The following is a 12,882-nucleotide window of genomic DNA, read 5'->3' on the forward strand; positions in this document are numbered from 1 at the left end:
ATCGTATGAACGAGTCTGCACTGCGACGCGCATTGCTGGTCATCGCCATCCTGGGCCTCGCGATTGGGTTAGGAATCTGGCGAACCGGGGGCGGCCCCCTTAAGGCCGACACGATCTGGACGGCGGCGACGTTGCCCGTGGTCATGGCTCTCACCATTTCGATAGTGCGCGATTTCTGGATTGGCCGCTTCGGCGTCGATGCGATTGCTTTGGTGTCGATGTCCGCTGCACTGCTGCTCGGCCAGCCGCTGGCGGCGGTGGTGGTCGCCATCATGTATGCCGGCGGCACCGTGCTCGAGGACTTTGCACGCGGCCGCGCCGAGCGGAGTCTCAAGGCACTGACCGACCGCTCGCCGCGTGTCGCGCATCGCAAATCGGCAGCCGGAACAGAAATGATCCGCATTGAACAGGTCGCTGTCGGCGACAATCTTTTGGTGCGCGCCGGCGAACTGCTTCCCGTCGACGGCATCTTGCTCGATGCTTCGGCCTCGCTCGACGAGTCGGCGGTGACCGGGGAGCCATTGCCGGTGCGGCGCAGCGCCGGCGACATGCTGCGCAGCGGCACCGTCAATGCGGGCGAGACCTTCACCATGCGGGCTTCTGCCCTGGCAGAGCACAGCACCTACGCCGCCATCGTGCGCATGGTCGCGGCGGCGCAGACCGTGAAAGCGCCCTTCATTCGCTTGGCCGACCGCTTTGCCCTGTTCCTGCTGCCGGCCACTTTGCTAATCGCGGGCGCGGCCTGGTACATCTCCGGCGATCCGATCCGGGCGCTGGCCGTGCTGGTTGTCGCGACGCCCTGCCCGCTTATTCTTGCTGCCCCCGTAGCCTTCATCGGCGGCGTGTCCCGCGCCGCACGCGCTGGGGTCCTAATGAAAGGCTCGGCTGCGCTGGAGGCTCTTGCGCAAGTCCGAACCGCGATCTTCGACAAAACCGGCACCCTGACCATCGGTGGCGCCGAGCTCATCGAAATCGAAGCCGCACCCGGCCGCAACGTCGACCATCTGCTGCAGTTGTTGGCATCCCTGGAACAGGCCTCGCACCATGTGCTCGCCGACTCCATCATCCGGGCGGCGCGCGGCAGGCAGCTGGCGCTTTCGCATCCGTGTGATGTGCGCGAGCATCGCGGCGCGGGCCTGAAGGGCAAGGTCGAAAACATGTCGATCGCGGCGGGATCGCGGGCTCTCGTGCTCGCCGACAAGCCGCTGCCCGGCTGGGCGAAAAGCGGCGAAGAAAAGTACCGGGACGAGCCTGTGCTCAGGGTTTTTGTAGCACTCGGCGGACGGCTTGCCGGTGTTTTCACCTTCGGCGATGCCCTGCGTGTTGATGCGCATGATGCACTCGGCAAGCTGCGCTCAGCCGGCATTGCGCGCATGATTATGCTGACAGGCGACGACGGCGTGGCAGCCAAGCGTATCTCCGCATTGCTCGACCTCGACGCCATTGTCGCCGATGCGACCCCTGCCGAAAAAGTCGACGCGGTCGAAGCCGAAAAGGCCTTGGCGCCGACGATGATGGTCGGCGATGGCATCAACGATGCCCCAGCGCTTGCGGCCGCAACGGTCGGTGTCGCCATGGGCGCACGTGGTGCCACCGCCTCCTCCGAGGCAGCTGACGTCATCGTGCTGACCGACAGGCTGCAGCCCGTCGCCGATGCGGTTCGGATTGCACGGCGAACGCGATCGATCGCCCGGCAAAGCATCATCGCCGGGCTGGCGCTGTCGGGGCTGGCAATGATCGCGGCTGCCTTGGGGCAGATCACCCCAGTTGCCGGAGCGCTGCTTCAGGAAGGGATTGACGTGGCGGTTATCCTGAACGCGTTGCGCACCCTTGGCGATGGACATCTGTGGCGCGCATAGTGTTTGAGAGCAAGATCGGTAAATGGCCATGGCACAGCAGAACTTGGTGGTTTGCAGCAAATGTGGTGGGGTCAACCGCCTGCCACTGGGCCGCAATGCCATGGAGGCGAAATGCGGAAAGTGCGGGAACAGGCTGTTTTCGGGTCAGCCCGAAGATGTCGACACCCGGGTTTTCGATTGTCAGATCGCCCGCAGCAGCCTTCCAGTCGTGGTCGACGTCTGGGCACCGTGGTGCGGCCCCTGCAAGATGATGGCTCCGGCCTATGCAGCGGCAGCCAATGAACTGGAGCCGCACGCTCGCCTGATCAAACTCAATTCCGACAATGAAAAGGCTGTTGCGGCCAGGCTCGGCATTCGCAGCATCCCGACCATGATCCTCTTTCATGGCGGGCGCGAAATCGCGCGCACATCAGGCGCAATGACGGCAGGCCAGATCGTCAGGTGGGTTCGCGACCGCCTGCCGACGGTCGCCGCCTGAGAGGCGCCGCGCCAATGGATCCGCTCATCGCCCGGCTCGGACTGGCCCTCGCAATAGGTCTGCTCGTCGGCCTGGAGCGCGGCTGGCAAGAGCGGGATGCGCCCGATCGCAGTCGCACGGCCGGCATCCGGACGTTCGGCATAACCGGCCTGCTTGGCGGCGTTCTCGCCGCACTTGCCAACGCGCTCGGCGCGGCATCCGTGCTGGTCGGCGGCTTCATCGCCTTTGCGGCAATTTTCGCCTGGTACAAGGCGCGCGAAGCTGTCCACGACGAGGATTTCAGCGTCACAAGCGTGATCGCTGGCCTCGGCGTTTTTGCCCTTGGCGCGCTCTCCGTCGCCGGCGACTACCGGGCTGCTGCTGCCGGTGGGGCGGCATTGGCGGCAATCCTAGCCAGCCGCGAGATCCTGCACGGTCTTTTGAAGCGACTGACCTGGATCGAACTGCGTTCAGCTCTGATCCTGTCCGTGATGACGGCGATCGTTCTGCCCCTGCTGCCAAACCGGACGATGGACCCGTGGGGCGGGTTCAATCCATGGGAAGTGTGGTTCCTGACGGTGCTGATGGCCTCCATATCGTTCGCCGGCTATGTGGCTGTTCGCATTCTGGGAAATACCCGTGGTCTGCTGGTCAGTTCGCTCGCCGGTGCGATCGTTTCCTCCACCGCCGTAACCTTGGCGCTTGCCCGCAACGCCGCCTCGGCGAGCAATTCGCTGCCGCTGGCCGGGGCGGCATCGCTGGCTGCAATGGTTTCGGTCCTCCGCGTCTGCGCCGTGGTTCTGATCATCGAGCCAAGCGTGTTGGTTTGGGTCGCCATACCAGCGATTGCCGCGGCGCTCGCCTTCGCTGTCTGCGGAACATTGCTGCTGACTCGCGACAGCGGGAACGGCGAAGGCAGCGCGATCGCGCGCAATCCATTCGAACTGGGCCCGTTGCTGCTCTTCGCCTTACTCTTTGCGGTAGTCGCGACCGCAAGTGCCGGGCTGGCCGCTCAATTCGGTGGGCGCGGTCTGCTGGCGAGTTCGGCGCTGGCCGGCGCATTCGATGTCGATGTCTCGGTGCTCAGCGCGCTGCGCCTGATCAAGCATTCGGTGCCTGTCGACACTGTGGGCCAGGCCGTGCTCGCGGCGCTGGCAGCAAACGCGATCGGCCGCCTGTCGTTCGCAATATTTGCCGGTCCCGTCAGGTTCTGGTCGCCACTGGCCGTCGCAACCCTGATCGCCGCGATCGTCGGCGCCTGCGCGATGTTGTTGCTCAGCCCTTGATTGAAACCCGGTTCTCGAGCCTTCTTTGATGCGGATCAAGGGCCAGGTCCCGCCACCGCTCTATGAAACTCCGTGAAAGGAGTTCGTTATGACCAATCTGAAGGATCTCACCCCGAAATTCCGCCATGTCCGGCTGTTGCTCGCGCGCGAGAAAGGCCATCCGGAAGGTGACCGCGAGGAGGGTTACGACGTACTCGCTCCATTGACCGGCGAAGGCCGGCTCGATGCGGAAGCGTGGAAATCGCACAAGGCCTCTTGCCGTGTTCGCCGGTTCCGCAATGGCGAGGAAGATTTGATCGGCCGACTGAGGCGCAAGCCAGGGGGGCAATGGTATTTCGACTATGCCGAAGGCGATCGCGACGACGAGATCGGCTTTCATCTCGGCGATGAGCGCTTCGTGACCGGCGAATATGTGTCGATCGCGCGCAACGGCACCATGCACACCTACCAGGTGGCACAAGTGGAACGGCCTTGACCCCTCGGGGCAAGCTCACTGGCGGTATACCATGTCGCGACGCATCCTCATTGTGGTCGGGCATCCCGATCCGTCCCCTGACCGGCTCTGCCGTGGTCTTGCAAAGGCCTATGGCGAGGGTGCGGAACAGTCGGGACATGTCGTCCGTCGGGTCGATCTGGCAGCAATCGATTTTCCGATGCTACGCACGATGCAGGAGTTTGAGCACGGTGCTGTGCCCGACAGCCTCAAGGACGCCGCCCAGGCGATGGCCTGGGCCGAGCACATTGTCTTTGTCTTCCCGCTGTGGCTCGGAACCATGCCGGCCATGCTCAAGGCATTTCTGGAACAGGTGATGCGGCCTGGAACGGCCTTTGCCTACCCGGACAAGGGCAGCGGGTTCACCAAGACGCTGCTTCGCGGCCGCTCTGCGCGGGTCGTGGTGACGATGGGCATGCCTTCCGTTGTTTACCGGCTATGGTTCCTCGGACACGGCATCGCCGGCATGAAGCGAAGCATTCTGCATTTCGTCGGCATCAGTCCGGTGCGCGAGACCTTATTCGGCATGGTCGCTGGCGCCAACGATGCGACCCGTGCGAAATGGATCGGACAAATGCGCAACCTCGGTGAGCGTGGGCTTTAGCTGGCGGCCCAGAAACCGGGATAGCGGTTCAAAGCCATCCTTTGCCGGCGCCGCAAACAAAGCCAGAGCCACCAGGGCTTTATGCGGCGCCCAAACCGCCAATCGCGCGAGTTTTGGATCGCGCAGGGGGCTACAGGGACAGCCACGCATGTGAAATGAGAAACCCGCCGCACCTTGGCGCGACGGGTGTTCTCATCAAGGCGCGCCTTACTTGACCAGGATTGTCGCCCACATTCCGTTCATGAAGTGGCCAGGAATGTTGCAGAAGACTGCATAATTGCCAGGCTTGAGGCTGAGCGTCAGCGATCCGGTCTTGCCCGGATCCAGCTCGGAAACCTCGCCGAGATGGCCTGCCGCATCCTCGTTGACACGACTTTCATTTGGCACATATGGCAGCGTGGTCTTCTTCGCATCGGCGATCGGGACGACGATCATCTCATGGACTGTGTCCTTGGAGGTATTCTGGACTTCAAAGGTCACCTTCCCCGCGGGTACGACGGTCTGGTCCAGCTTGACCCTCATGGCTGCCATGCTCATGTTGGCCGGCATGCCCATGCCCATTTTTGCATCGGCGTTCACGACCCCTTCCTTGTCCCATAGCTTGACGTTCACGGTCGTGTTGGCGAAGGCGGGTGCCGAGGCTGTTAAGAGGACGAGGACCAGTCCGGTCTTGAAAGGCTTCATGTCTAAATGCTCCTGATCGCTCGCGGCGACCCCGTGAGCGCTGGTTTTGAGAATCATTCCCGGTCGCGGCACCCGGCTAGAACAGCCAAGCTGACAACGCGCTGACAGCGGATATGAACGGAGACCAGGATGCGATGGACCTTCACCCGAAGCGCTGCATGTTTCATGGACTCATGGATCGACGGTGAATTCCGTCCACATGCCCGCGCCGTAGTGACCTGGCACGTTGCAAATAAGCAGATATTTTTTAAGCTTTTAGATCGACGGTCAGCGTGCCTGACGTGCCGGGATCGAGCTCTGATACTTCGCCCTTGTCGCCAGCTTTATCCTCATCCACGCGGTTTTCGCCTCAACATAAGAAAGCGGCTTGCCGGGATCGGCATGGTACATCACGATCATTTCATGGACTGTGTCCTTGGAGTCGTTTTTCACCTTGAATGTGACCTCTCCAGCCTTCACCGCCTCGGGCAAGGCTTTGATGCCCATGGTCGCCTTGGCGAGATCGAGTCCGGCCGCCCATAGGCAAGACCCATTAGCATCTCTGTGCTTGCGCCCTTGTCCCACAGCGAGATCTGGACAAGCGCTGCTGCTTCGACGCCGCCGGTGCTGCTGGCCATGAGCGTGGCGGCGGCAAATGCGAGCCTGAATAGGGTCTCATGGCAATCCTCCCTCGGGACGGCAGCAGAAGCGCTCACGTCTCGGTCGTACCTGCTCCGACGGCCGCTGCCGTCCTTGCGCCAAATCAAGCGGATCGGTGCTAGTGGCTCATCAGCGGCGCGGATGCGGCTGTCAGCCAGTTGTCAGCTTGAATCGGCTACGTCGCACCAATGACGGTGACGTCGCCGCCTGACAGGACCAATCGAAATCCCAACCGCCGGCGCAACATTCGCGCCCAAAATTCCAAATGGAGTGATCATGTATCGCACACTCGTTCTCGCAACTCTCGCCGCTATGATTGCTGGACCGGCGCTCGCCGCCGGTGGCAGCTGCAGCACCGCCCCGAAATCGGCATTCAAGCCCAAGGCAACGCTCGAGGCGCAACTGACGGGCGAAGGCCTGACCGTCCGCCAGATCAAGGTCGAGAAGGGCTGCTACGAAGTCTACGCAGTCGACAAGGCCGGCAAGAAGGTGAACCTGGCCTACAATGCCGAGACGCTTGAAAAGCTCGACAATGCTGAAGCCGGCGAAAACTGATCCGAGCGTTTCGGCAGCCACGGACGCGCAGCCATCTCCAGAGATGGTGCGCGTCTGGGACCGCGTCGTGCGGAGCTTCCACTGGGCGCTGGTGCTCAGCTTCGTCACGGCTTGGCTCACCTCCCATTCCTCGCAGGCCATCCACCATTGGGCCGGCTACGCCGCTGCCGCACTGGTCGCCATGAGGCTCATGTGGGGCGTTCTGGGCACGCCCTATGCGCGGTTCTCGCAATTCGTGCGCGATCCGGTGACGGTGCTGCGATATCTCTCGGCAATACTGACTGGTCGCGAAGCCCGCTACATCGGCCACAATCCGGCTGGCGGCGCGATGGTGATCGCGCTGATTGCGGCGGTAGGTTCAACCGCGCTGACAGGATGGCTGATGACGACGGACGCCTATTTCGGCGTGTCGTGGGTCGAGGCTGCACACAGCACGGCGGCGCACGGCCTGTTGCTGCTCGTCTTCCTTCATATTAGCGGCGTCGCCCTGGCAAGCGTTCGCCATAGCGAAAACCTGGTCTGGGCCATGATGACCGGGCGAAAACGCAAGGCCGAGCGCACGGATGTCGCTTGACGATCTGCCAGCGCACAAGCCCGCTTCGCCATCCTCAGCTATTTGGGGGAACGGGCCAGATAATGCTCGTCGATTGTCAATCACGGCACCAGGACAGCGGCGCCGCTCAATCTCCCTTGCCTGAGATCGTCCAACGCCCGATTGGCTTGGTCCAGCGGATAGGCTTTGGTATGCGTGCGAACCCGCGCACTCTTCGCAACGGGAAAGAACTCTTCCGCGTCGTGGCGCGTCAGGTTTGCTACCGATATTAGTTCACGCTCTTCCCAGAGCAATTCATAGGCCATCGCCGGGATGTCACTCATGTGGATGCCGCCGCAAACCACCCGGCCACCCTTATGGACAGCGCCAAGCGCGATCGGCACCAGGTCACCAAAAGGGGCGAAGATGATCGCAGCATCGAGCTGCCTGGGCGCAGATTCATCCGAACCGCCGGCCCAAGACACACCGAGCGAGCGGGCGAATTCCTGCGCTTGCCTATCGCCCGACCGGGTGAACGCGAAAACCTCGCGACCTTGCCACAGTGCGATCTGGGCGATGATGTGCGCAGCGGCGCCGAAGCCGTAGATCCCGAGCCGCTTGCCGTCGCCGGCCTTTTTCAGGCACCGCCAGCCGATCAGGCCAGCGCAAAGCAACGGCGCCAGTGATACGGCGTCGACATCCGGGTCCAGATCGAAGGCGAATTGCGCGTCGGCAATGACATGAGTGGCGAAGCCGCCGTCGCGTGTATAGCCGGTGAAATCTGGCTGATCGCAAAGATTTTCATTCTGTGCGAGGCAATAGGGACAATGCCCGCAAGTGTGCCCAAGCCAAGGCACGCCAACTCTGCGCCCGATCCTGGAGCGCGCAACGCCCGTGCCGACAGAATCGATGATGCCGACGATTTCGTGACCGGGGATGAGCGGCAGTTTTGGATGACGAAGATCACCATCAATGACGTGCAGATCGGTCCTACAGACGGCGCACGCCTCAACCCTCAGCCTGATCTCGCCTGGCCCGGGCATCGGATCGGGCCCGTCGACCAGCTTCAAGGGCATGCCGATGCTTTCGAGCACCATTGCTCTCATGACCACTCCTGCCTTCTCCGCAAGGAACAAGGGAAACAAATCTCGATCCGCTTCCCTTTGACGTTCCGATGCATCAAGCGATTGTGATGTGGTCTTCGACCATACGCACTCCGGGCACAGCCCAGGCGGCGCGTTCTGTTGTGCGGCGTTCGGCCCAGCTGTTGACCTTGCCCTTCAGCGTGACCTTGCCGTCGGACACGTTGACTTCTATCGCTTTCGACTCGACTTCGGCACTACGCTTCAAGGCGTCTTCGATGCGTTTTTTAACATCGGACGCCGTTGCGTGCGGCATCACCTCGATGTTGTTGTGTACGCCGAGCACGCCGGCCAGGTATCGAATGGCCGCAAACGCTGCGGATCGCTGGTACTGCCACTCCACCTTGCCGGTGAGCGTCACCCAGCCATCTTGCACCCTCACCTGCACCGCTCCGTCCGGAACGACGGTATTCCAGCTGATCGAGTGCAGAGCGCGCTTGGCGATCTCATCGTCGGCTGTCAGATTGCTGCCGACAGGCCGCACTTCGATTTCCTGCGCGATACCTTTCACTCCCTTGACGCGGCGTACCGCATCTTCGGTGGTTGCCTTCTGCGCATAGGTCGATACATGGCCGGTCAGAGTGACCACGCCGTTGTCGACCGCGACGCCGATATTGGCCGCGTCGATGCTTGGCTGGAACTCCAGTTCATCGATGATGTCCTGCCTCAAAATATTGTTGTTCATGATTGCACCTCTCTTGGGAGCGGACCGCGCTCGCTCAGTTGAACGGTCTGACTATGAAGGGGCGAGCTCGTGTTGACGTTGATGAGGATCAAACCATCTCTGGTCGAGGGAGACGAGTGACCCTCAACTTCACGTTCGGAAATCAAACTTTTATTTGACCGGCATCAAAGCTGGCAGCTCTGTCTTCCTGTTCATTGCCTCCCATCAGAGTCTCAGATCTGGGAGAGCACCATGACTACGGCTGACTTCAACATTCCTGTTCGGAAAGTCGCGACCGCGACGCCAACAAAGCTTCGACTTGGTTCCCTGACCGCACTGGTCATTGGTTCGATGGTCGGCTCAGGCGTATTCAGCCTGCCGCAGAATATGGCGGCTGGTGCTGGCCCTCTCGCCATCCTGATTGGCTGGGCGATCACCGCGGTCGGCATGCTGGCGCTGGTCTTCGTCTATCAATCGCTTGCAACCCGCAAGCCCGAACTCGATGCCGGACCCTATGCCTATGCCAAGGCCGGCTTCGGCCCCTTCATTGGCTTCAACAGCGCCTGGGGCTACTGGATCAGCGCCTGGGTCGGCAACGTCTCCTACGCGGTAATCGTGTTCAGCGCCCTGTCCTATTTCTTTCCCGCCTTCGGCGATGGAAACACCTGGCAGGCGGTGCTCGGCGCATCGATCCTGTTGTGGTTGATCCACGTCCTGGTTCTCGCCGGCATCCGTCAGGCGGCGATCATCAACCTCATTGTAACGGTGGCGAAGATCGCTCCCATTGTCTTGTTCGTCGGGGTTGTTGCCGTCGCCTTCAAATTGCAAGTCTGGTCGCTCGACTTCAGCGGTCTGGGCAACGCCAGTCTCGGCTCGATCGCCGCTCAAGTGAAAAGCACGATGCTGGTGACCCTGTGGGTGTTCATAGGCATCGAAGGCGCCAGCGTCTTTTCCAGTCGTGCCGAGCGCCGCAAGGGCATCGCCATGGCGACCGTTCTCGGCTTCTTCACCTGCCTTGCACTTTACGCCCTGGTGTCTCTGCTATCGCTCGGCATCCTCAGCCAGCCAGAACTCGCGGCGCTGAAGAACCCCTCCATGGCGGGCGTGTTGGAGGCGGTTGTCGGCCCCTGGGGTGCTATCCTCATCAACATCGCGCTTGTCGTGTCGGTGATCGGCGCTTTCCTGAGCTGGACGCTGCTTGCGGCTGAAATTCCGCACGTCGCCGCCAAGGATGGGACGATGCCGAAATTCTTCGGTCGAGAAAGCGAGCGCGGCGTGCCCTCGACCTCGCTCTTGATCACCAACCTGCTCGTCCAGGCGTTCCTGGTGATCACACTTTTCGCCCAAAGCACCTACCAGGCACTATTCTACATCGCGTCGGCCGCAATCCTGGTTCCTTACATCTTTTCCGGAGCTTACGCGGCCAAGCTCGCCTTGACCGGAGAGAGCTTCGCGGCCGGCGAACAGCGCGCCGGTCCGCTTTTTGCCGGGTTGCTGGCAACGGTCTACGGGCTCTGGCTCGTCTATGCGGCGGGGCCTGCATACCTGTTCATGTGCGCGATCCTCTATGCGCCCGGCATCATCTTCTACGTCTGGGCGCGCCGCGAAACCAATCAGCGCGTCTTCCATCCTGCCGAAGCGGCACTCGCCGGAACCCTCATCGCTGTCGCCATCCTCGCCGTTTACGAGATGTGGACCGGCGCCGTCAGCGCGCTGTGAGAGGATTGACAGCGATGACAAGCCTGGGTGTCCACTCCGAAGTCGGTCGGCTGCGCGAGGTGATGGTCCATCGCCCGGATCTCAGCCTGCGCAGGCTGACACCGGAAAACTGCAAGGCGCTGCTCTTCGACGACGTGCTGTGGGTCAAGCGGGCACGCCAGGAGCACGACGTCTTCGTCGATGCGTTGCGCGAACGCGGCGTCGTTGTGCATTCCTTTGGCGAACTTCTTTGTGAGACAATGAGCCTGGTCAAGGCCCGCGACTGGCTCCTCGACCGCCGGGTTCATCCCGGCGTCGTCGGGCTGGACATGGTCGACGAGTTGCGCGGGTGGCTCAAGGAAATGCCGTCCGAACAGCTAGCGTCTTATCTTGTCGGCGGCATTGCCCGGGCGGAGCTTCCTTTCGAGCCCAAAGGTCTGACGGGAAGAACGCTCGCCCCCCAGGATTTCGTCCTGCCGCCGCTGCCGAACCAGCTTTTCACCCGCGACAGCTCATGCTGGATCTACGGTTCGGTCTCCGTCAATTCCATGTACTGGCCCGCGCGGCGCCCGGAAGCGGCCAACGTCGAAGCCGTCTACCGCTTCCACCCTCGCTTCCGCGACAGCGGCGTCCCCTTTGTTTCGCCGGACTTGGGAACAGGCACCAGCCTCGAAGGCGGTGATGTCATGCCGATCGGCGGAGGAACTGTCCTCGTCGGCATGGGAGAGCGCACCACACCGCAAGCCGTGGGCGACCTCGCGCGCAGCCTGTTCGCAGCCGGCGAAGCCACGCGCGTGATCGCTGCCCTGATGCCGCGGGACCGCAGTTTCATGCATCTTGATACCGTCTTCACCTTCTGCGATCGCGACCTGGTGACGATGTACCCGCCAGTGGTGGACCGGTTGCGCACGTTCTCGCTGCGGCCGGGCGATGGCGAGGCGGCGGTTGAGGTCACCGATGAGAAAACCCCGTTCACGGCCGTGGTTGCGGAAGCCCTTGGGCTGAAATCGTTGCGCATCATCGCCACCGGTGGCGACCGTTACGAGGCCGAGCGCGAGCAATGGGACGACGGCAACAATGTCATTGCGGTCGAGCCCGGCGTGGTTATCGGCTACGACCGCAACGTCTACACCAACACGCTCCTGCGCCGCGCCGGAATTGAAGTGATCACGGTCGAAGGCGCCGAACTCAGCCGCGGCCGCGGCGGCGGGCACTGCATGACCTGTCCGATTGCACGCGACCCGATCTGACCCGAAAGGAACGTTCCATGTCGATCAATCTTCACGGCCGCTCCGTCCTGACCCTGGACGATCTCACCGCCGACGAGATCCGCTTTCTTCTCAAGCTGGCGGCCGACCTCAAAGCGGCAAAGCTCGCCGGACACGAGATCCCGCGCCTTGCCAGAAAGAACATCGCGCTGATCTTCGAGAAGGATTCGACGCGCACACGCACGGGTTTCGAGGTGGCGGCCTACGACCAGGGCGCCCACGTCACATACTTTGGCCCCACCGGCAGCCATATCGGCCACAAGGAATCCATGAAGGATACGGCGCGCGTCCTCGGCCGCATGTATGACGCGATCGAGTATCGCGGCTTTGGCCAGCACCAGGCCGAACTGCTTGCCACGCATGCCGGCGTGCCGGTCTACAACGGCCTCACCGACGAGGCGCATCCCACACAGATCCTCGCCGACCTCATGACCATGCGTGAATTCACGCATAAGCATCTGTCGGACATGACCGTCGCCTTCGTCGGTGAGGGCCGCGACAATGTCGCGCTGTCGCTGGCACTTGGAGCAGCCAAGGTCGGCATAGACATGCGCATCGCTTCACCGAGAGAGCTCTGGCCGGACGAGGAGTTCTGCGCCCATGTTCGCGACCTGGCGCAGCGCAGCGGCGGCCGCTTCCGCCTCGACGAGGATGTCACGGGCTGCGTCCAGGATGCTGATTTTATTTACACCGACGTATGGATGTCGATGGGCGAGGATAAATCGGGCTGGACCGAACGTATCCGGCTTTTGACGCCCTACCGGGTCACGAGCGAAGTGATGGCTGCCGCAGGCAACCCTCACGTCAAATTCATGCATTGCCTGCCGGCGTTCCACGATACCGATACCGAGATTGGCGCCTTCATCGCGAAGGAGTACGGCATTGACTGCATGGAGGTCACCGACGAGGTGTTCGAGTCGGCTAATTCGATCGTCTTCGACCAGGCCGAAAACCGAATGCACACGATCAAGGCCCTGCTCGTCGCCACGATCGGCAACTGA

The 12,882-nt window shown here is 62.1% G+C and carries 14 protein-coding genes; 10 read left to right on the plus strand and 4 right to left on the minus strand.

Annotation, left to right across the window (positions count from 1 at the left end):
* Positions 1–5 precede the first annotated feature (5 nt).
* From EOA13_RS15405 to EOA13_RS15425, 5 genes are all read left to right on the plus strand, one after another.
* Positions 6–1,859, plus strand: a complete 1,854-nt coding sequence (locus tag EOA13_RS15405) for a heavy metal translocating P-type ATPase (protein WP_127293767.1) — start codon at positions 6–8, stop codon at positions 1,857–1,859.
* Between the two features lie 28 nt (positions 1,860–1,887).
* Complete coding sequence (gene trxC / locus EOA13_RS15410) at positions 1,888–2,337, plus strand: thioredoxin TrxC (protein ID WP_127293769.1); 450 nt, start codon at positions 1,888–1,890, stop codon at positions 2,335–2,337.
* A gap of 14 nt (positions 2,338–2,351) precedes the next feature.
* Entirely contained in the window at positions 2,352–3,602 is a 1,251-nt protein-coding gene (locus EOA13_RS15415; RefSeq protein WP_127293771.1) for an MgtC/SapB family protein, read from the plus strand.
* A gap of 88 nt (positions 3,603–3,690) precedes the next feature.
* Positions 3,691–4,077 (plus strand): hypothetical protein, encoded by a 387-nt coding sequence (locus EOA13_RS15420; protein WP_127293772.1) that lies wholly within the window; start codon positions 3,691–3,693, stop codon positions 4,075–4,077.
* Positions 4,078–4,108: 31 nt separating this feature from the next.
* On the plus strand, positions 4,109–4,699 hold the full coding sequence (locus tag EOA13_RS15425) for an NAD(P)H-dependent oxidoreductase (RefSeq protein ID WP_127293774.1): 591 nt from the start codon (positions 4,109–4,111) through the stop codon (positions 4,697–4,699).
* A gap of 207 nt (positions 4,700–4,906) precedes the next feature.
* Here the strand turns inward: EOA13_RS15425 and EOA13_RS15430 are convergent, their stop codons facing one another.
* Complete coding sequence (locus tag EOA13_RS15430; RefSeq protein WP_245490385.1) at positions 4,907–5,440, minus strand: plastocyanin/azurin family copper-binding protein; 534 nt, start codon at positions 5,438–5,440, stop codon at positions 4,907–4,909.
* 210 nt (positions 5,441–5,650) lie between these two features.
* A complete protein-coding gene (locus EOA13_RS38745) occupies positions 5,651–5,869 on the minus strand; it encodes a hypothetical protein (RefSeq protein WP_245490386.1) in 219 nt (72 codons plus the stop codon).
* Positions 5,870–6,298: 429 nt separating this feature from the next.
* Here EOA13_RS38745 and EOA13_RS15440 point away from each other — a divergent pair, with 429 nt between their 5' ends.
* Positions 6,299–6,577, plus strand: coding sequence for a PepSY domain-containing protein (locus EOA13_RS15440; RefSeq protein ID WP_127293776.1), 279 nt, complete (start codon positions 6,299–6,301; stop codon positions 6,575–6,577).
* Positions 6,578–6,620: 43 nt separating this feature from the next.
* Entirely contained in the window at positions 6,621–7,151 is a 531-nt protein-coding gene (locus EOA13_RS15445; protein WP_127293888.1) for a cytochrome b/b6 domain-containing protein, read from the plus strand.
* 80 nt (positions 7,152–7,231) lie between these two features.
* Here EOA13_RS15445 and EOA13_RS15450 read toward each other — a convergent pair whose 3' ends face one another.
* Together EOA13_RS15450 and EOA13_RS15455 are read right to left on the minus strand one after the other, a co-directional pair.
* Entirely contained in the window at positions 7,232–8,215 is a 984-nt protein-coding gene (locus tag EOA13_RS15450) for a zinc-dependent alcohol dehydrogenase family protein (RefSeq protein WP_127293778.1), read from the minus strand.
* 73 nt (positions 8,216–8,288) lie between these two features.
* Positions 8,289–8,936, minus strand: a complete 648-nt coding sequence (locus EOA13_RS15455) for a BON domain-containing protein (protein WP_127293780.1) — start codon at positions 8,934–8,936, stop codon at positions 8,289–8,291.
* A 231-nt stretch (positions 8,937–9,167) separates the two neighbouring features.
* Here EOA13_RS15455 and arcD point away from each other — a divergent pair, with 231 nt between their 5' ends.
* The 3 genes from arcD to argF are packed head-to-tail and all read left to right on the plus strand — an operon-like array spanning position 9,168 to position 12,882.
* A complete protein-coding gene (gene arcD / locus EOA13_RS15460; protein WP_127293782.1) occupies positions 9,168–10,634 on the plus strand; it encodes an arginine-ornithine antiporter in 1,467 nt (488 codons plus the stop codon).
* A 14-nt stretch (positions 10,635–10,648) separates the two neighbouring features.
* On the plus strand, positions 10,649–11,863 hold the full coding sequence (locus tag EOA13_RS15465) for an arginine deiminase (protein ID WP_127293890.1): 1,215 nt from the start codon (positions 10,649–10,651) through the stop codon (positions 11,861–11,863).
* A 17-nt stretch (positions 11,864–11,880) separates the two neighbouring features.
* On the plus strand, positions 11,881–12,882 hold the full coding sequence (gene argF, locus EOA13_RS15470) for an ornithine carbamoyltransferase (protein ID WP_127293784.1): 1,002 nt from the start codon (positions 11,881–11,883) through the stop codon (positions 12,880–12,882).

It is taken from the genome of Mesorhizobium sp. M7A.F.Ca.US.011.01.1.1, from assembly GCF_003998295.1.
Lineage (GTDB): Bacteria > Pseudomonadota > Alphaproteobacteria > Rhizobiales > Rhizobiaceae > Mesorhizobium.